The sequence below is a fragment of the Cupriavidus sp. 2SB genome, from assembly GCF_005503625.1.
In the GTDB taxonomy this organism is placed as follows: Bacteria; Pseudomonadota; Gammaproteobacteria; order Burkholderiales; family Burkholderiaceae; genus Cupriavidus.
The window spans coordinates 43,531-61,243 of the sequence record NZ_SCMX01000009.1 but is presented as its reverse complement, the minus strand read 5'-3'; the positions used below and the strand labels follow the sequence as shown (position 1 = coordinate 61,243).

16 protein-coding genes are annotated in these 17,713 nt (G+C 63.5%); 9 read left to right on the top strand and 7 right to left on the bottom strand.

All coding sequences use genetic code 11. The features are described 5' to 3' along the window. Positions 1–11: 11 nt before the first annotated feature. A complete protein-coding gene (gene otsB, locus FFS21_RS06455) occupies positions 12–803 on the bottom strand; it encodes a trehalose-phosphatase (protein WP_137924085.1) in 792 nt (263 codons plus the stop codon). 187 nt (positions 804–990) lie between these two features. Between otsB and ilvA the strand changes: the two genes are divergently transcribed. Both ilvA and queF read left to right on the top strand, forming a co-directional pair. Beyond that, a complete protein-coding gene (gene ilvA / locus FFS21_RS06450; protein ID WP_137924084.1) occupies positions 991–2,526 on the top strand; it encodes a threonine ammonia-lyase, biosynthetic in 1,536 nt (511 codons plus the stop codon). An 8-nt stretch (positions 2,527–2,534) separates the two neighbouring features. Then, positions 2,535–3,368 carry an NADPH-dependent 7-cyano-7-deazaguanine reductase QueF gene (queF, locus tag FFS21_RS06445; protein ID WP_137924083.1) on the top strand — a complete coding sequence of 278 codons (834 nt, stop codon included), beginning with the start codon at positions 2,535–2,537 and terminating at the stop codon, positions 3,366–3,368. 154 nt (positions 3,369–3,522) lie between these two features. On the opposite strand, the gene FFS21_RS06440 is transcribed toward queF, so the two are convergent. Then, the gene (locus FFS21_RS06440; RefSeq protein WP_502705155.1) at positions 3,523–4,824 is read right to left on the bottom strand and encodes a carbohydrate porin; all 1,302 of its coding nucleotides are present in this window, start codon (positions 4,822–4,824) and stop codon (positions 3,523–3,525) included. Between the two features lie 310 nt (positions 4,825–5,134). Here FFS21_RS06440 and FFS21_RS06435 point away from each other — a divergent pair, with 310 nt between their 5' ends. The 6 genes from FFS21_RS06435 to FFS21_RS06410 all read left to right on the top strand — a co-directional run bounded on the left by FFS21_RS06435 (position 5,135) and on the right by FFS21_RS06410 (position 11,289). Further along, positions 5,135–5,818, top strand: a complete 684-nt coding sequence (locus tag FFS21_RS06435; protein WP_137924081.1) for a TetR/AcrR family transcriptional regulator — start codon at positions 5,135–5,137, stop codon at positions 5,816–5,818. 14 nt (positions 5,819–5,832) lie between these two features. After that, a complete protein-coding gene (locus FFS21_RS06430; RefSeq protein ID WP_137924080.1) occupies positions 5,833–6,795 on the top strand; it encodes an HlyD family secretion protein in 963 nt (320 codons plus the stop codon). After that, complete coding sequence (locus FFS21_RS06425; protein WP_137924079.1) at positions 6,792–7,775, top strand: ABC transporter ATP-binding protein; 984 nt, start codon at positions 6,792–6,794, stop codon at positions 7,773–7,775. Before FFS21_RS06430 ends, FFS21_RS06425 begins: the two co-directional genes overlap by 4 nt. Next, a complete protein-coding gene (locus tag FFS21_RS06420) occupies positions 7,772–8,935 on the top strand; it encodes an ABC transporter permease (RefSeq protein ID WP_202126646.1) in 1,164 nt (387 codons plus the stop codon). Before FFS21_RS06425 ends, FFS21_RS06420 begins: the two co-directional genes overlap by 4 nt. 13 nt (positions 8,936–8,948) lie before the next feature. Next, a complete protein-coding gene (locus tag FFS21_RS06415) occupies positions 8,949–10,406 on the top strand; it encodes an efflux transporter outer membrane subunit (protein ID WP_137924078.1) in 1,458 nt (485 codons plus the stop codon). Positions 10,407–10,617: 211 nt separating this feature from the next. Further along, complete coding sequence (locus FFS21_RS06410) at positions 10,618–11,289, top strand: DUF3800 domain-containing protein (protein ID WP_137924077.1); 672 nt, start codon at positions 10,618–10,620, stop codon at positions 11,287–11,289. 11 nt (positions 11,290–11,300) lie between these two features. On the opposite strand, the gene FFS21_RS06405 is transcribed toward FFS21_RS06410, so the two are convergent. Beyond that, positions 11,301–12,131, bottom strand: coding sequence for a beta-keto acid cleavage family enzyme (locus tag FFS21_RS06405; protein WP_137924144.1), 831 nt, complete (start codon positions 12,129–12,131; stop codon positions 11,301–11,303). A gap of 26 nt (positions 12,132–12,157) precedes the next feature. Then, entirely contained in the window at positions 12,158–13,483 is a 1,326-nt protein-coding gene (locus FFS21_RS06400; RefSeq protein WP_137924076.1) for an aspartate aminotransferase family protein, read from the bottom strand. Between the two features lie 198 nt (positions 13,484–13,681). Between FFS21_RS06400 and FFS21_RS06395 the strand changes: the two genes are divergently transcribed. Next, positions 13,682–14,587, top strand: coding sequence for a MurR/RpiR family transcriptional regulator (locus tag FFS21_RS06395; protein ID WP_137924075.1), 906 nt, complete (start codon positions 13,682–13,684; stop codon positions 14,585–14,587). A gap of 15 nt (positions 14,588–14,602) precedes the next feature. On the opposite strand, the gene FFS21_RS06390 is transcribed toward FFS21_RS06395, so the two are convergent. The 3 genes from FFS21_RS06390 to FFS21_RS06380 all read right to left on the bottom strand — a co-directional run bounded on the left by FFS21_RS06390 (position 14,603) and on the right by FFS21_RS06380 (position 17,690). Next, positions 14,603–15,475: a glutamate/aspartate ABC transporter substrate-binding protein gene (locus FFS21_RS06390; protein ID WP_249359188.1), complete on the bottom strand. Its 873-nt coding sequence runs from the start codon at positions 15,473–15,475 to the stop codon at positions 14,603–14,605. 210 nt (positions 15,476–15,685) lie between these two features. Next, complete coding sequence (locus FFS21_RS06385; RefSeq protein WP_137924073.1) at positions 15,686–15,931, bottom strand: DUF2783 domain-containing protein; 246 nt, start codon at positions 15,929–15,931, stop codon at positions 15,686–15,688. 22 nt (positions 15,932–15,953) lie between these two features. Further along, on the bottom strand, positions 15,954–17,690 hold the full coding sequence (locus FFS21_RS06380) for an FAD-dependent oxidoreductase (protein WP_137924072.1): 1,737 nt from the start codon (positions 17,688–17,690) through the stop codon (positions 15,954–15,956). Positions 17,691–17,713: the final 23 nt, after the last annotated feature.

Genomic DNA, 17,713 nt, shown 5'->3' with positions numbered 1-17,713 from the left:
GGCAGGTTCACTCACAGCGGGTCCTCCCTTTGTGGCGATGGATGTTGGGCAGCGGCATCGCGCTGCGCGATGAAATGGGTCAGCGCGCGCGCCGATTCGTGCAGCCAGTCGCGCAACGCGGCGGGCGCAGGCACGCTGACGGTGGCCGCCGTGGCGCGATTGCCAACCAGCACGCCCACGCCGCCGAGTTCGCGCACCACCGAGAAGCCGGCTTCGTCGGTCACATCGTCACCGGCGAACAGCGGGAGGCGGCCCGCGAATGGCGACGAACGCATGAACGCGGCAATCGCATCGCCCTTGTCCACACCCGCAGGCTTGATCTCGACCACCATCTTGCCGGGCAACGCATCGAGCCCCACGGCATCGCGCAACACATCTGCTACCGCAGCGCGCACCAGCGGCTCCAGCTCCGGTGCCTGCCGATAGTGGATGGCCACGGCCACCGACTTGCGTTCCAGCATCAGGCCCGGATGCCGCGCCACGAGCGCTTCCAGTTGCGGCAGCAAGGGACCGATACCCGGCGCGGGCGGCGTGACGATGCGCGCCGCACCATTGCGGAATTCGGCGCCATGCACGCCCGCGGAAGGCAGGCGCAACGGTTGCAGGAAATGGTCGAGTTCGGCCACGGGCCGGCCCGAGACAATGGCGAGCGCGCCGTCCAGACAGGTATGCAACGCACGCAGCGTGCCAACCAGTTCGGGCTCGACCTGCACCAGCTCGGGGCTCGGTGCCAGATCGGCCAGCGTGCCGTCGAAGTCCAGGAACAGCGCGGTGTGGGGTTCGATGAGAGGTAGGAGAGGCATCGCGTAAAACCGTAACACGTGATTTTGACAGGCGTCCACCGGGCGCTGTCCTACAACAGTGGCTTTTCCTGCACCCAGACGCCGCGACGACCGTAGCAGGGTCCGTGTGGGCGCCATCCATTATCATTGGCGGTTTCCGCCGATTTTTCCGGCTTTTTTTGCCACGGCTGCGTGGCAACCGCAGACAATGACCCGCACCCCCGCCAAGCCCGACTACCTGAAGAAGATCCTGACCGCCAAGGTGTACGACGTGGCCCAGGAGACCGAGCTGACCTACGCCGCAGCGCTCTCGGCCCGCACGAACAATGCCGTGTGGTTCAAGCGCGAGGACACCCAGCCCGTGTTCTCGTTCAAGCTACGCGGCGCCTACAACAAGATGGCGTCGCTCTCTCCGGAAGAACTCAAGCGCGGCGTGATCGCCGCATCGGCTGGCAACCACGCACAGGGCGTGGCCCTCTCCGCTGCACGGTTGCAGTGCAAGGCCATCATCTGCATGCCCACCACCACGCCGCAGGTGAAGATCGATGCCGTGCGCGAACGCGGTGGCGAGTGGGTCAAGATCGTGCTGCATGGTGATTCCTACAGCGATGCCTACGTGCATGCCGCCGAGCTGGAAGCCAAGCAGAAGCTGACGTTCATCCATCCGTTCGACGATCCCGAAGTCATCGCCGGGCAGGGCACCATCGCCATGGAAATCCTGCGCCAGCACCCCGGTCCGATCCACGCGATCTTCGTGGCCATCGGCGGCGGCGGCCTGATTTCCGGCATCGCGTCCTACGTCAAGGCCGTGCGCCCGGACATCAAGGTGATCGGCGTGCAGACGATGGATTCGGACGCCATGAAGCGCTCGGTGGATGCCGGCAAGCGCGTGGAACTCAAGGATGTGGGCCTGTTCTCGGACGGCACTGCGGTGAAGCTCGTCGGCAAGGAGACGTTCCGCATCACGCGCGAACTCGTCGACGAAATCATCCTGGTCGATACGGATGCCATCTGTGCCGGCCTGAAGGATGTGTTCCAGGACACGCGCAGCATTCTCGAACCGGCGGGTGCACTGGCCGTGGCGGGTCTCAAGGCATATGCCGAGCGCGAGAAGCTCAAGGGCCAGCACCTCGTGGCGATTGCCTGCGGCGCGAACATGAATTTCGACCGCCTGCGCTTTGTGGCCGAGCGTGCCGAAGTGGGCGAGGCGCGCGAAGCCGTGTTCGCCGTGACCATCCCCGAGGAGCGCGGCAGCTTCAAGCGTTTCTGCGAACAGGTGGGCACACGCAGCGTGACGGAGTTCAACTACCGTATCGCCGACAAGGGCGTGGCGCATATCTTCGTGGGCCTGCAGATTGCGTCGCGCAGCGAGAACGACAAGATCGCCGCGAACTTCCGCCGCCATGGGTTCGACACGCTGGACCTGTCCAACGACGAACTGGCCAAGCAGCATATCCGCTACATGGTGGGCGGCCATTCGCCGCTGGCGCACGACGAACTGCTGTATCGCTTTGAATTCCCGGAGCGTCCGGGCGCGCTGATGAAGTTCCTCTCCAGCATGAGCCCGAACTGGAATATCAGCCTGTTCCACTACCGGAACCAGGGCGCCGACACATCGAACATCCTCGTGGGGATTCAGGTGCCGAAGAACGAGAAGCGCGATTTCCGCACCTTCCTTTCCACGCTCGGTTACGTACACTGGGATGAAACCGACAATCCCGTCTACAAGCTGTTCCTGGCCTGAATCTCACTATGACGCTTCCTGAGCACTCGCCGCTGGGCAAGCCCTCGGCCTACAAGACCGAGTACGACCCGTCGCTGCTGTTCCCCATTCCGCGCCAGCCCAAGCGCACCGAGATCGGACTCGCCGAAGGCAAGGCCCTGCCCTTCTTCGGCGTGGATATCTGGAATGCCTACGAACTTTCGTGGCTGAACCTCAAGGGCAAACCGCAGGTGGCGCTGGCCGCGTTCGTGATTCCCGCCGATACGCCGAACATCGTCGAATCGAAATCGTTCAAGCTGTACCTGAACTCGTTCAACCAGAGCCGCATCGCATCGCCCGAGGCTGTGCAGCAGTTGCTGCATCACGACCTGTCCGAAGCGACGGGCGGCACCGTGCAGGTACGTCTGGTGCCGGAAGCGGATCTCGGCACGCAGAAGATGGGCGAGCTGGATGGCATGCTGCTGGACCGGCTCGATATCGAAACCGATATCTACGAACCCGATCCGTCGCTGCTGAAGGCCGATCAGGATCAGTCACCGGTGGAGGAATCGCTGGTGTCGCACCTGCTGAAGTCGAACTGCCTCGTCACCGGTCAGCCCGACTGGGGCAGCGTGCAGATCCGCTACGTCGGCGCGCCCATCGATCAGGAGGGGCTGCTCAAGTACCTGATCTCGTTCCGCAATCACAACGAGTTCCACGAGCAATGCGTGGAGCGGATCTTCACGGACGTGATGCGCATGTGCAAACCGGTGAAGCTGGCGGTGTATGCGCGATATACGCGGCGCGGCGGGCTGGATATCAATCCGTTCCGCACGAACTACAACACGCCGTGGCCGGATAATCGGCGGAATGCGCGGCAGTGATGAGTTTTCTCCCCTCTCCCTTTGGGAGAGGGGCGGGGGAGAGGGCAAGCCGTTCAAATTGCGGCACGGTCGGCAAGCAGAGCCTCCGGCCCTCTCCCCTAACCCCTCTCCCGCAAGGCGGGAGAGGGGAACAAACAAGCAGGAAGCGGAAGAATCAAAACTCCGCGTGCGCCCTCACCCCGATAAACTTCGCCGGACCTCGATCGCGGTTATACCCAGGGTTCCGGATGTACTGAAAATCCGGGCTCAGACTCAGCGTCTTCCACACGGCAAAGCTGTAATACACCTCGAACACCTGCTCCGGCCCATACCGTAGCGCGCCATCGCCAAGGAAGGCGCCGAGGCCGCCAGCGGCCAGATAGTTGCGATGCCCGGAGCCGAGCATGTTCACGGCCACGGCCATCCCGAGTTCATCGTTCGGACGTCCCCACGCGCGGCCCTTGATCGTGCCGCCACCTGCTACCTGCCTGCCGATTTCGGTGAACGCGTAGGTCTCGGTCTTGTCATCGGACCAGTTCGCACGGAAGAACACGCCCGCGTCGTTCGTCACCTCCTGCATGAACGCGAGTCCCACGCCTACCTTGCTGTGCTCGCGCTGTACGTCGCCAACGCTCGGCGTTACGCCATTGGCCTGCCCGAACGCGATGGCGTCGTTGAACGCGCCCATCTTCGCCTTGTTGCGCCAGAGCAGCAGCCGCGCCTGACCGGGACGTCCGCCAATCGCATAGCGCTTCTCAAGCTCCAGCATCTGACCGTAGTGCTCGAACAAACGCGTATCGAGTTCGCGCCCATTCGATTGGATCGGCTGCAGGAAATGGCCGAAGCGTGCCGACCAACCCTCGCCGATGTATTCGAGCGCCGCGCCCCAGTTGTAGCCGCGCGAATCAGCCGGGTAATCCCACGAGCCATGCGTCAGGAACGACCAGTTCATGAACTGCGTGCGCGGATCGGAGCCGTAGGGGTTTTGATCGAACACGTCGAGCACGCCGAAGTTGCCAGCGGTCAGCACCACACGCTTCTTGTCGAGCGTGCGCGCGAACTGGTTGAAATCGGATTCGAGCGTTTCTTCGCCGCCGCCCAAGCCCCAATACTGCCGAATGAACGCGCGTGCGCGATAGAACTTGGGACTCGTGCTGGCCGTCTTCGCCAGTTCACCATTCGACAAACCGCCCAGCCCGTGCAGATCCGAAAACGGCACACCCTGTGCCACTTCCGGATTGAAGTGAAACTCCGCGCCACGCCACAAGCGCAGGCCGAGGTCGAGCGTACTGGTGAACGAGTAGCTCTTGGCGCGCTCCGGCGTCAGGCTGTTCTCGCCCGAATACGCCGCGCCGAACGATGGCTTGCGCTGCCATACCCAGGTGGCCTGGCCGTGGATGGCGAACGGGCTTTCGGTGTCGGGTTCCTGCTGTGGCGTCTCGGAAGTCTGCGCCATCAAAGCGGCGGACAAACTCATGCTTCCCACACCTAACAGCGTGGCAAGACGATGGGCCAAACGCGGGCGCAGCCGCTTCGGAGCAGCCGGAGAGCAGAAACGCAGCATAGGAAAAACCGGAGGGAACCGATGCGCAGGACGCGCACCTGTCATTTGTGCGCGAAGCATAGCCAAGCCCACATGACATGTCTACCGGGTCTTGTTGCGACGCACCAATTCCATTTGCCGCCCATGTGCCGCCCATGTGCCGGTAAGGCGACGTTGTAACACTCGTTGATTTAATTAATTCAAAAATTAATATAGCCATGGTGTCAACGAAGCGTTTTTTCCCATGCCGACCCGATCGTCCGATGACCCGAAGCGCCGTCCCGGCCGCCCTGCCGCGCAGGCCGATGATGCGGGGCAACGCGATCGCCTGATCGACGCTGCGGTCACATTGTTCGCCCAGCACGGCATCGCCGCCACCTCCACCAAGGCCATTGCCGCCGAGGCCGGTGTCACGCCCGCGCTGGTGCATTACTACTTCCGCGACCGCGAAGCGTTGCTCGACGCCGTGTTCGACGAACGCCTGCAGCCGCTGATCGGCCACGTATTCGGCACGCTCCAGTCCGGCCCGTCCGATCCCGTGGCGCGCATCCAGTCTCTGGCCGAGCAACTGATTCGCACGGCTTCGGCCACGCCGTGGTTTCCGGGCTTGTGGATTCGCGAGATCGTCGGCACCGATGGCCAGTTGCGTGAGCGCCTGCTCCAGCGTGTGGCCGTGCAGCGCGCCGAACTGATCGCCGGCCCCATTGCCGCGGCGCATGCGCGCGGCCTGCTCAATTCCGGGCTGGAGCCAGCGCTGATCCTCGTGTCGCTGATCGGCCTCACGCTGTTGCCGCTGGCCACCACGCATATCTGGCGGCAACTGCCCGGCGCCGCCGACATCGACACCAATACGCTGGTGCGCCACGTCACCGCACTGCTTGGCCACGGCCTCTCCGGTCCTTCCTCCACCCCATCCACCCCATCGTGATGCACGGAGTCGTCATGACACTCTCCTCTTCCACCCAACTTCGTCTGGCACTCGTCGCAGCGCTCACGCTGGCTGGTTGCAGCAACGACCGCGCCACCTCATGGCAAGGCTATGTCGAAGGCGAATTCGTCGCCGTGGCGTCACCGTTTGCCGGACGTCTCGACAAGCTTTCCGTCGAGCGCGGCCAGCAGGTCACCCCTGGCGCACCGCTGTTCGTGCTGGAATCCGACGATGAACGCGCCGCACGCCAGCAAGCCGCCGAGCAGGTGCGCGTGGCCGAGGCGCAGCTTGCCGATATCCAGACCGGCAAGCGTCCCGTGGAAGTGGCCGTGAATCAGGCGCAACTGGTGCAGGCGCAAGCGCAGGCCGTGCGCAGTGCGGCACAGCGCAAACGCGACGACGCGCAGTTCGAGATCGGCGGCATCTCGCGTGCGCAGCTCGACGAAAGCCGTGCCACTGCCGAGGCCGATGCGGCACGCGTGCGCGAGTTGCAGCGCGATATCGACGTGGCGCGACTGCCGGGTCGCAAGGACCAGCTCGCCGCGCAGACCGCGCAGATCGATGCCGCACGCGCGGCACTGGCGCAGGCCGAGTGGAAGCTCTCGCGCAAGACAGTGAGCGCCACAGTCCCGGGCCTTGTCTACGACGTGCCGTTCCGACCGGGCGAATGGGTGCCCGCCGGCAGCGCCGTGGTGCGCATGTTGCCGCCCGCCAATGTGAAGGTGCGCTTCTACGTGCCCGAGGCCGTGGTCGGATCGCTGAAGAACGGCCAGGCCATCACCATCCGCTGCGATGGCTGCGCCGCGCCGGTATCGGCAAAGATCACCTATGTCTCGAACGAAGCCGAGTTCACGCCGCCCGTGATCTACAGCAACGAGACACGCAACAAACTGGTGTTCCTGATCGAAGCACGCCCCAGCACCGACGATGCGTCGAAGCTGCGTCCCGGCCAGCCCGTGGAAGTGGTGCAATCATGAGTGGCACGGCAAACGGGAACGGCGAACTCGTCATCGACGTGCATGGCCTGAACAAACGCTTCGGCAACAAGCATGTGGTCAACGACCTGACCATGCAGGTGGCGCGCGGCGAGATCTTCGGCTTCCTCGGCCCCAACGGCAGCGGCAAGACTACGTCGATCCGCATGATGTGCGGCCTGCTGACGCCCGACTCCGGCACGGGCACTTGCCTGGGCTACGACATTCTCACCGAATCCGCCGAGATCAAGCGCAACGTCGGCTACATGACGCAGCGCTTCTCGTACTGGGAAGACCTGTCGATTCGCGAGAACCTCGACTTCGTCGCACGCGTCTACGACATGCCCAATCGTCGCGACGTGGTGGACCGCGCGCTCGAAGACCTCGGCCTGCAATCGCGTGCCGAGCAACTGGCGGGCTCGCTTTCCGGCGGATGGAAGCAGCGCCTCGCACTCGCTGCGTGTCTGCTGCATGAACCGCGTCTGCTGCTGCTCGATGAACCCACTGCAGGCGTCGATCCGAAGGCACGCCGCGATTTCTGGGAGCAGCTGCATCAACTCGCCGCGCGCGGTATCTCGGTACTCGTCAGCACGCACTACATGGACGAGGCCGAGCGTTGCCACAAGCTCGCGTATATCGCCTACGGCAAGCTGCTCGCACAAGGCACTGCCGATGAAGTGGTGGCGAGCCAGCATTTGAGTACGTGGAGCATCGAAGGTGGCAATCTTGCCGAACTGTCCGCACGATTGCAGGGCAAGCCCGGCGTCGATCAGACCGTGGCATTCGGCACCGCACTGCATGTGACCGGCCGCGATGCGCAGCAACTCGAACAGACGTTGAAGCAAGCCGCCACTGCCGATCAGCACGTCACCGAAACGCAGACCAGTCTGGAAGACGTGTTCATCCACATGATGGGCGGCGCGCAGGACAACATGGCCGCTGCGGCATCGGGCAAGACCGCGAAGCGCAAGGAGGGGACATGAGCACTGTGCGCAAACTCAACGGTATGCGTCGCTCGTTCTCGGTGCAGCGCTGGTGGAGCATCGTGCTGAAGGAGTTCCTGCAGCTTCGGCGCGACCGCATTACGTTCGGCATGATCGTCGGTCTGCCCATCGTGCAATTGCTGCTGTTCGGCTTCGCCATCAATAGCGATCCGCGCCACATGCCCACCGCCGTGATCGTGGCCGAGCACAGCGATTTCTCTCGCACGTTCCTTTCCGCACTGGAAAACACCACGTACTTCAAGATCGTCCGCACATTGCCCGATGAAGCCGCAGGACGCGAAGCACTGCTGCGCGGCGATGTGCAGTTCGTGGTCAGCATCCCCGCCGATTTCTCGCGCAAGCTGCTGCATGGCGACCGGCCAGCGATTCTCGTCGAGGCGGACGCGACCGATCCCTCGGCGACGGGCCCCGCCATCGGTGCGCTGGCGCAACTGCCGGTGAGCGTGGCACGCATCGACCTCAAGGGCGCACTCGCGCCGCTGGCTGGTGGCAAGACCGCTTTCGACGTCAACGTGCAGCGCCTTTACAACCCGGAAGGCATCACGCAATACAACATCGTGCCGGGGCTGATGGGTGTGATCCTGACGATGACGATGGTGATGATGACGGGCCTCGCCATGACACGCGAACGCGAGCGCGGCACGATGGAGAATCTGCTTGCCACGCCGGTGCAGCCTATCGAGGTGATCTCCGGAAAGATCGTGCCGTATATCTTCATCGGTCTGATCCAGGCGACGATCATCGTGCTGGCCGCACACTTCGTGTTCGCGGTGCCGTTCCTCGGCTCCGTGGTCGCGGTGTACCTCGCGGCGCTGCTGTTCATCGCCGCCAACCTGACAGTGGGCATCACCCTGTCGTCACTGGCGAGCAATCAGTTGCAGGCGGTGCAACTCACATTCTTCTACTTCCTGCCCAACATCCTGCTGTCCGGCTTCATGTTCCCGTTCGCGGGCATGCCGACGTGGGCGCAGTGGATCGGCAACGTACTACCGATGACGTACTTCAACCGCATGATCCGCAGCATCATGCTCAAGGGCAGCGGCTGGATCGAACTCTGGCCCAACGTCTGGCCCGTGCTGCTGTTCACGGTCATCGTGATGACTATCGCCGTGCGCTTCTACAAGCGCACGCTGGACTGAAGGAATCCACACCATGTCCAACGCTCACAAGCGGATTGTTGTCGTCGCCGCGCTGCTGGCTGCAGGCTGCACGGTCGGTCCCGATTTCCGCACGCCCGATGGTGTGCCCGATGCGCGCTACACGACAGGTCTGCAGCCCACGCAACTGGCTTCGACCGGCTATCCCACGCAGACACTTGCACCCGGCGACGTGCCGGCGCAATGGTGGACGCTGTTCCGCAATCCGCAGCTCGACGAGACCATCCGCATCGCGCTTGCGAACAGCCCGACGCTGACGCAGGCCAGTGCACGATTGCGCGAGGCGCAGGAGAATCTCGCCTCGCGCACGGGCGCCACGCAGTTTCCGCAGATCGATGCGAAGTTCGATGCCACGCGCCAGCAGGTGAACCTGCAATCGGTGGGGATCACGCAGTTGCCGAGTCCGGGGCCGTTCACGCTCTACAACGCCAGCGTGCAGGTTTCGTACGCACTCGACCTGTTCGGTGGACAGCGCCGCGAACTGGAAGGACTGCAAGCCGCTGTGGACTATCAGCGCTACGAACTCGAAGCCGCGCGTCTCTCGCTGGCCGCGAACGTCGCGACGACTGCGATCCGCGAAGCCGGTCTGCGCGCGCAGTTGGGCGACACGGTTGCCATCGCCGATGCACAACGGCGTCAACTCGGCATCATGCAACAACGATTGAATCTGGGCGGCGTGGCGCGCGTGGATGTGCAGCGCCAGCAATCGGAACTTGCACAGACCGAGGCATTGATTCCGGGACTCTCGCAGCAGATCGACGCCACGCGCCATCAGCTTGCGGTCTACACGGGGCAGACACCGGCCAGCGCGCAGCTTCCCGAATTCAGGCTCGAAGACTTGCAGTTGCCCGAATCGCTGCCCGTCAGCCTGCCCTCGGAACTCGCGCGCCGGCGTCCGGACATTCGCGCGGCGGAAGCGCTGCTGCATCAGGCATCGGCCAACATCGGCGTGGCCACCGCAAACCTCTATCCGCAGATCACGCTGACCGCGAGCGGCGGCACGCAGGAGATGCGCATGCGCGACCTGTTCAGCAGTTTCAATATCTGGAGCCTCGCGGCGGGTGTCGTGCAACCGGTCTTCCACGGCGGAGAACTACGCGCACAGAAGCGCGCAAAGGAAGCGGCGTACGAACAATCGCTCGGCGCCTATCGGCAAGCCGTGCTGCAAGGACTGCAGAACGTAGCCGATGCACTACGCGCGCTCGACGCCGATGCCGGCACACTGCAGGCCCGCGCCGACAATGCGAAGCAAACGCGCGACACGCTCGCCATCGTCAACGAGCAATACCGGCTCGGTGGCGTCAGCCAGTTCACGGTGATCGATGCAGAGCGCCAGGCACGGCAGGCAACACTGGACCTGGCGCAGGCCCGCGCGACGCGACTGGCAGATTCGGCGGCGTTGATGCAGGCGCTGGGGGGTGGATGGTGGACGGAGGAGGTGGCGGCTCGCTGATTTGAGACGAATCTGAAAGCGCTCTGCGCCTATTGACGGGGCGACCAGCATTCGCCAATATCGGTCCCTGTAGCGGCGCAGCGGTTTAAACTGCATTGACGGCCCAGGGCCCCTGCGACAAAACGCGTCGTAATCGTAAGCGTACTTTGAGTGCGTCAGACCTGGGTACCGCATCACTTCAATAGCCTCCCTTCGGGGAGGCTATTTCACTATGGCGATCACGATCTATCTCGACGAATGCGGATGCCTCGGATGGCAATTGGACAAGCCCTACCAAAAGGGCGGCTCCAGCCGCTACTTCACGTTAGCAGCTGTTGTCATTGCCGATGGCGATGAGGCGATTCTGGACCGACCCGTGCGCGGCCTCTACAAAAAACGGCGCCGCGCGTTGTCCAACGAACTCAAAGCCGTGCAAATGTCCGCGCCCGAGCGCCAGGTATTCGCGAAGGATATCGCGCGAATTGCGTCCGCAGGACAGAGCGTCCAAATCAGGAGTATCACGGTTCGCAAGGCCAACGTAAGTGAAGCCTTCCGGTCGCACCCCAATGGTCTCTATCACTACATGACACGGCTACTGCTGATCGACGTCATGGCGGACTATCGCTCGGTGTCTTTCATCCCCGATGCTCGCTCGACGAAGGATCAGTTGAAGTACTTCATGCACGACTACCTTCGTCTTGAACTGGCGATACGAGACGCGAGCACGTCGCTGCAGACAACGCCTTGGGAAAGCAAGGTCAGTCTGGCCCTGCAATTTACAGACATTGTCGCAAGCATTGTTTGGGCACATCACGAGTTCAGCAACAGCGCCCCGTTCAAATGTCTGGAGCCAGTCATTTCACAGCGAACCTTGTTCTTCCAGGGCAGAACGTCGCAGCGCTGACGCTGTTTCAACTACCCCACCAACGCCCGCAACCCATCCGCCGTCAGCGCCTGATACCCCAGCCCCACCAGCGGTGTACGCACTGCGTTGAGCAACGCTGCGTTGTCCGGAGCCGTCGCGCCATCGGGCAGCGTCATGTTGTTTTCGAATCCGATCCGTGCGTGGCCGCCGAGCATGACGGCGGCGGCGGCGCAGTCGGCTTCCTGCTTGCCGAAGGCGCACACGGCCCATTCGACGCCGGACTGGGCGAGGCCCATCTCGTCCCATGCGGCGAGGAATGGCAACAGATCGAGCGGGGACGATTTCTGGCCGGCGGAATAGCGGCCCAGCACGAACAGCACCCAGTGGCGACCTTCGGGAATCACGCCGCTGGCGCGCAGCGAGGCGTAGCGGCGTACGTCGGCGGCATCGTAGAGGATGTACTGGGCCACCACGTGCTCGCGGTGCATCCAGTGGAAAAATTCGTGTGCAACGGGCAAGGCGTCTGCATGCGGCGCGAGTTCGCGCACAGCAATCGACGCCGCTTCGGGACGCAGCGCGCGCACGGTGGCGATCTGCTGCGCCGGCTGGTAGATGCCGACTGCCTCTGTGGTCAATTGCAGCACCAGCGCATTGCCTACGGCCTTGCGCACCGCGGCGATAGCGGGTTCGTAGTCGGCCACTTCAAGGCTGTGCGTGGCATCGGCACGTCGCACATGCAGATGGATCATCGCCGCGCCGGCATCCACGCACTCGCGTGCACATTGCGCCAGTTCATCGGGAGAGATTGGCAGGCGTGCGTGGTCGGTGTGGGTCTTGCGTGCACCGTTCGGTGCCACGGCCAGCGAGAAAGGGCGGCGCATCGTATCGTTTGTCATCTCTGTGCGTCTCAAACCGGCAGTACCGCGTGAACGGCCTGCGTGAATCGATCGACGATATTGTCGATGTCGGCTGCCGTGCAGATGAATGGCGGCGCGAATAGTACATGGTCGCCATGCACGCCATCGACGGTGCCGCCCATCGGATAGACCAGCAACCCGTGTTCCATGCAGGTGCGTTTTAGCACAGCATGCGTCTTGCGCGCAGGATCGAGCGTGGCCTTGGTGCCGCGATCCGCAACAAACTCGACACCGACGAACATACCGCGTCCGCGCACATCGCCAAGATTCGGATGATTGCCGAGGGACTCACGCAGCCGGGTGCGCAGTTGCTCGCCGCGTGCCAGTACGTTGTCGAGCAGCTTGTCTTCAACGATCGTCTGTTGCACGGCCAGCGCCGCCGCGCATGCCGTGGCATGGCCGATATAGGTGTGCCCGTGCTGGAAGAAGCCGCTTCCGGTGAGAATCGCGTCGTAGATGCGCGCCGTCGACAGCATCGCGCCGATTGGCTGGTAGCCCGCGCCGAGGCCCTTGGCAATCGTGACAATATCGGGCACCACGCCGTCTTCCTCGCACGCGAACAGGTAACCCGTGCGACCCATGCCGGACATCACTTCATCGAGAATCAGCAGCACGCCGTACTTGTCGCAGACCGCGCGGATGCGCTTGAGGTAGTCCGCGACCGGGGGCACTGCGCCGGCTGTGGCACCCACCACGGTTTCCGCCACGAAACCCGCCACCGACTCGGGTCCCAGTTCGAGGATCTTGGCTTCGAGTTCATCGGCCAGACGCTGCGCGTATTGCACATCGGTTTCGCCAGCCGCCTGATCGCGATAGGCATAGCAAGGGGCGACGTGATACGCCGGCACCAGCAACGGCAGGAACGGCTCGCGACGCCATGCGTTGCCGCCAATCGCCAGCGCACCCAGCGTGTTGCCGTGATAGCTCTGGCGACGCGCGATGAAGTGGCGGCGCGCTGGCTGCCCCACCTCGACGAAATACTGGCGCGCGAGCTTCAGCGCAGCTTCCACGGCCTCCGACCCACCCGATACGAAGTAGACGTGGTTCAGGTCGCCGGGCGCGGCATCGGCCAATGTTTGCGCCAGGGTCTCGGACACTTCGGTCGTGAAGAACGACGTGTGCGCATAGGCCAGCGTATCCACCTGCGACTTGATCGCCTCGATCACGCGAGGATGGCCGTGTCCCAGGCACGAGACCGCTGCACCACCCGAGGCATCAAGGTAACGTCGGCCTTCGCTGTCGAACAACTCGATACCCCGGCCGCCGACGGCAACGGGCAGTTTCTGTTTGGGATGGCGATGGAATACGTGCGTCATGTCAGGGGCTTCGAGTGATGACTACAGGGGACTGCGCTTTTCAGGTGCCCAGTATAGGAACATCGGATGTTGTTTGCAACGTTTGTTTCATTCAACAACAAACGAGAAACATACAAATCCAAGACATCCTCACGGCGTTCCAGTGACTCCGGCCCAACCTGTGCAACAATCGTTGCACTTCATTCCATTCCTGCGCCGATGTCCGTCATCCCCAATCCGCCGCAAACGCTCGATGCGCTGCTCACGCAATTGCGTGGCGAGTTTCCGAATCTCAGTGTGCAGTTCCAGGGCGGCGCCCGATATCTGCTCGACCATCCGCGCGACATCGCCATCCAGTCGATGCGAAAAGTGGCTGCCAATGCGGGCGTGCAACCGGCCACGCTGGTACGGCTATCGCAATCGCTGGGATTCGAGGGATGGCAGGGGCTGCGCGAACTGTTTGTGGATGCGGTGCGCGAGGACGGCCGCCAGCCGTATGCGCGGCGCGCGCGCAAGGTGGTGCAGGCATCGGACAAGAGCAGCGGACCTGGCCGCAGGCTGGCGGAGATGGTGGAGGTACAGCATCACAACCTCGACGCGCTGCTCGCGAACAACACCGAGACGTTGCCACTCGCAGCGGATCTGCTGGCCGCAGCGCCCACCGTACACGTGGCGGGTTTTCGGTCGTGTTTTCCGATCGCCTTCACGTTCCACTACATCTATGGACTGTTCCGCAGTTCGGTGCGCCTGATTCGCGGCGATGCCGGCACGCTCGAAATGGAACTGCGTGCACTTGGCGCGAAGGACGCGGTGCTCGTGGCCGGGTTCGCGCCGTACTCGCAGGAAAGTCTGCGCGTGGCCACGGCCGCACGCGAGGCGGGCTGCAAGGTGATTGCGCTGACCGACAGCACCGTGGCGCCCATCGCGCTCGATGCAGACGTGACGCTGCTGTTTGCCGTCGACAGCCCGTCGTTCTTCCCGTCGATCACGTCAGGCGTGACGATGGTCGAGGCACTCGTCGAGCAATTGCTGGCCCGCAAGGGCAAGGGCGCCATCCGCGCGCTGGAGCAGACCGAAGGCCAACTCCAGCGCACCGGCGCCTACCTGCCCGAGCGCGGGCGCTGATCTGCGGCGTCAGGCTTACTCGAACGCCTCGTCGCTCGGGCTCGCGTAAGCCTTCTTGATCTGCTCGTTCTGCGGCAGGTCGAACGACAGGTTCTTCGGCGGCACCGGCTTCTGAAGCCACTTCGTATAGAGCGTGTTGATCTCGCCGCTGCGCATCAGGCCGGTCATCGCGCCATCCACTACCTGCTTGAAGCCCGGATCGTCGCGGCGCATCATGAAGCCGTAAGCCTCGAACGATTGCGGCGTGCCGACCACGGCCCAGTCATCCGGCCGGGGCGACAACGTGCGCGCACCGGATAGCAGCACATCGTCCATCATGAACGCCGCGGCACGACCCGATTGCAGGATCAGGAACGATTCGCCGTAATCCTTGGCGCTCTGAATCGTCATGTTCGCGCCCTTCTCGTCGTTGAGTTTGCGCAGGATGCGTTCCGACGTCGTGCCGGCATTGGTCACCACGCTCTTGCCCGAGAGATCGGCGAAATCGCGCACCGGACTGCCCTTCTTCACCAGTAGCCGCGTGCCGGCCACGAAATACGTGGTCGAGAACGACACCTGCTGCTGACGTGCCTTCAGGTTGGTGGTCACGCCGCACTCGATGTCGACGGTGCCGTTCTGCACCAGCGACATCCGGTTCTGTGACGTCACCGGCACCATGCGTACCTGCAGGTTCGGCGTACCGGTTTCCTTCTTCACGGCTTCCACCACGCGGTCGCAGATGTCCTGCGCGAAGCCCACCACCTTCTGGTTGCTGTCGTAATAGGAAAACGGAATCGAGGAAGTGCGATGCCCGATCGATATTGCGCCGGCCTGCTTGATCTTGGAAAGCGTGGGGCTGGCGGCCACGGCAGCAGCATCGGCAGCCAGTGCCGGCGCGGCGACTGACATGGCACCCGAAGCTGCGGCCAGCACGACAGCGGCACGGATTGCGGATGGGGTCATGGAATCACTCCTCTCGATGGGATGCGTCAGGATGCGTCGACGAAGCATCAACTGTTGCAATGTTAGACATTGAGCAACAAGTGTTCCATCATGGATTACCATGAAACAACCGTTCTCCGACTCCGGATGCACCGGAGCCGGGCGCCGGCTCCACCTTCACGCCCGATTTTGGGGATGGCTGCGCGATTCAGCGCTGGGTATGGCCTGTGGATCTGCGGCCTCGCGCGCCAGGTGCAGCGCATCGAGCAAGACGTCGTGATCGCCAATATGGTTGGCCAGCAGCAGGATCAGCCGCGCGTTGGCGGCCTGGCTTTGCGCGTCATCGAGATCGCGATGCATCTCGATCAGCGCCTCGTAGAAATCATCGGCGCGCGCGAGGTTGGGGGCAGTATTGAGCGGCATCGGCCTGTCTCCGGGATCGATATCAGGCCATGGCCGGCGTATTCACCGGCGCTGACTGCGAGGTCGTGCTCGACGATGTAGCGGTGCATGTGGCGCGGGCCATGGCCTCGGCGATGCGCGTGGCATCCACCTGGCGCCAGCGCGCGCAGACGTGCTGGTCCGGCCGTACGAGGTAGCAGGTGCCCGCATTCGCATCGTAGCGACGCGCGGCCAACCCCAGCGCATCGCGCAGCACGGTGGCACCCGGCCACGCTTGCGCGGACATGCCCGCATCGGTGACGAACACCACACGAAGCGGAACCTCGCCATGCTGGAGTTGCCGCAACGCCCCGGCGTTCGCGGCATCGAGTCCGGCCGGTGCACCGAAGATCAGCGCCACGAATGCATCGCCCAGATGCGGCAGCAACCACGGCGTGCCTGCAGCTTCGGCCACGGGCGCATCAACGCACACCGCGCCGGGCATCAGACCACCAGTGAATTCATCGACATCGGCTGTATTGAGCGACGATTCGCGCAACACGGCAGGCACCGACAGGCGCCCGCTGTTGACGAGTTGCCGCGCGAACGCGTGATCGCGCGCCAGCGTCAGCGCGGCATCGCGGAAGACGCGGCTCATCGCGCTCTTTGGCGTGATGAAATCCGTGGAACGTGTGGAGTGGCGGATGTTCTCGTCGGCGGCGTATTCGCGTTCGCTGGCGTAGGTGTCGAGCAGGCGGTCGGGCGCCTTGCCCTGCAGCACATACGCAAGCTTCCACGCGAGGTTCTCGGCATCCTGCACGCCGCTGTTCGCACCGCGCGCGCCGAATGGCGACACGCCGTGCGCGGCGTCACCCGTGAACAGCACGCGACCATGCCGGAAGCTGTCCATGCGCACACACGAAAACGTGTAGACGCTGACCCATTCGATCTCGAATTTCGCATCGGCGCCGAGCAGCGCCTGCACGCGCGGAATGACCCGCTCGGGCGCTTTCTCTGCCACGGGATCGGCGTCCCAGCCGAGTTGAAAGTCGATGCGCCACACGTTGTCCGGCTGACGATGCAACAGCACCGACTGGTTCGGATGGAACGGCGGATCGAACCAGAACCAGCGCTCGGGCGGGAACGGCGCATCCATCTTCACATCGGCAATCAGGAAGCGGTCACGGAAGGTGTGGCCGTGGCTCTCCTGTCCGATCATCTTGCGCAGCGCGCTGCGCGAACCATCGGCCGCCACCACGTAGCGCGCGCCGAGCGCATAGCAGCCATCCGGAGTCTCGATGGTTAGCACCGCGTGGTCGTCGTGCTGCGCAATGCCCACGGCGCGGCTCTTCCAGCGGATGTCGATGTTCGGCATCGTCAGCGCGCGTTCGAGCAGATAGCCTTCCACGTAGTACTGCTGCAGGTTGATGAACGCCGGACGCTGATGACCGGACTCGGGCAGCAGATCGAACTCGTACACCTTCTGGTCGCGCAGGAACACCTTGCCGACGTTCCAGCGCACACCCTTCTTCACCATGCGGTCGCCGCAGCCGAGCCGATCGAAAATCTCCAGCGTGCGCTTGGCAAAACAGATGGCACGCGAGCCCGTGGACAGTGAGCAGTCGTCGTCAATGAGCACGACCGGCACACCGTGACGCGCGAGGTCGATGGCAGTGGCAAGACCCACCGGCCCCGCACCCACGATCACCACGGGACGCGGCCCCTCGGCAACATGCCCCGCCTGCTGCTCATCGCATGGCGAATAGGCGTAGGTCTGCCGCTGGTAGTCGATGTCGGTCATGGTGTCTCCGTGCGAATTTCTTT

Coding starts and splice junctions, on each gene's coding strand:
- FFS21_RS06415 (WP_137924078.1), top strand. CDS start 8,949: ATGTCCAACGCTCACAAGCGGATTGTTGTCGTCGCCGCGCTGCTGGCT.
- FFS21_RS06380 (WP_137924072.1), bottom strand. CDS start 17,690: ATGACCGACATCGACTACCAGCGGCAGACCTACGCCTATTCGCCATGC.
- FFS21_RS06390 (WP_249359188.1), bottom strand. CDS start 15,475: ATGTCAGTCGCCGCGCCGGCACTGGCTGCCGATGCTGCTGCCGTGGCC.
- FFS21_RS06410 (WP_137924077.1), top strand. CDS start 10,618: ATGGCGATCACGATCTATCTCGACGAATGCGGATGCCTCGGATGGCAA.
- FFS21_RS06405 (WP_137924144.1), bottom strand. CDS start 12,131: ATGCGCCGCCCTTTCTCGCTGGCCGTGGCACCGAACGGTGCACGCAAG.
- queF (WP_137924083.1), top strand. CDS start 2,535: ATGACGCTTCCTGAGCACTCGCCGCTGGGCAAGCCCTCGGCCTACAAG.
- FFS21_RS06425 (WP_137924079.1), top strand. CDS start 6,792: ATGAGTGGCACGGCAAACGGGAACGGCGAACTCGTCATCGACGTGCAT.
- FFS21_RS06395 (WP_137924075.1), top strand. CDS start 13,682: ATGTCCGTCATCCCCAATCCGCCGCAAACGCTCGATGCGCTGCTCACG.
- otsB (WP_137924085.1), bottom strand. CDS start 803: ATGCCTCTCCTACCTCTCATCGAACCCCACACCGCGCTGTTCCTGGAC.
- FFS21_RS06435 (WP_137924081.1), top strand. CDS start 5,135: ATGCCGACCCGATCGTCCGATGACCCGAAGCGCCGTCCCGGCCGCCCT.
- FFS21_RS06420 (WP_202126646.1), top strand. CDS start 7,772: ATGAGCACTGTGCGCAAACTCAACGGTATGCGTCGCTCGTTCTCGGTG.
- ilvA (WP_137924084.1), top strand. CDS start 991: ATGACCCGCACCCCCGCCAAGCCCGACTACCTGAAGAAGATCCTGACC.
- FFS21_RS06400 (WP_137924076.1), bottom strand. CDS start 13,483: ATGACGCACGTATTCCATCGCCATCCCAAACAGAAACTGCCCGTTGCC.
- FFS21_RS06440 (WP_502705155.1), bottom strand. CDS start 4,824: ATGAGTTTGTCCGCCGCTTTGATGGCGCAGACTTCCGAGACGCCACAG.
- FFS21_RS06385 (WP_137924073.1), bottom strand. CDS start 15,931: ATGCCGCTCAATACTGCCCCCAACCTCGCGCGCGCCGATGATTTCTAC.
- FFS21_RS06430 (WP_137924080.1), top strand. CDS start 5,833: ATGACACTCTCCTCTTCCACCCAACTTCGTCTGGCACTCGTCGCAGCG.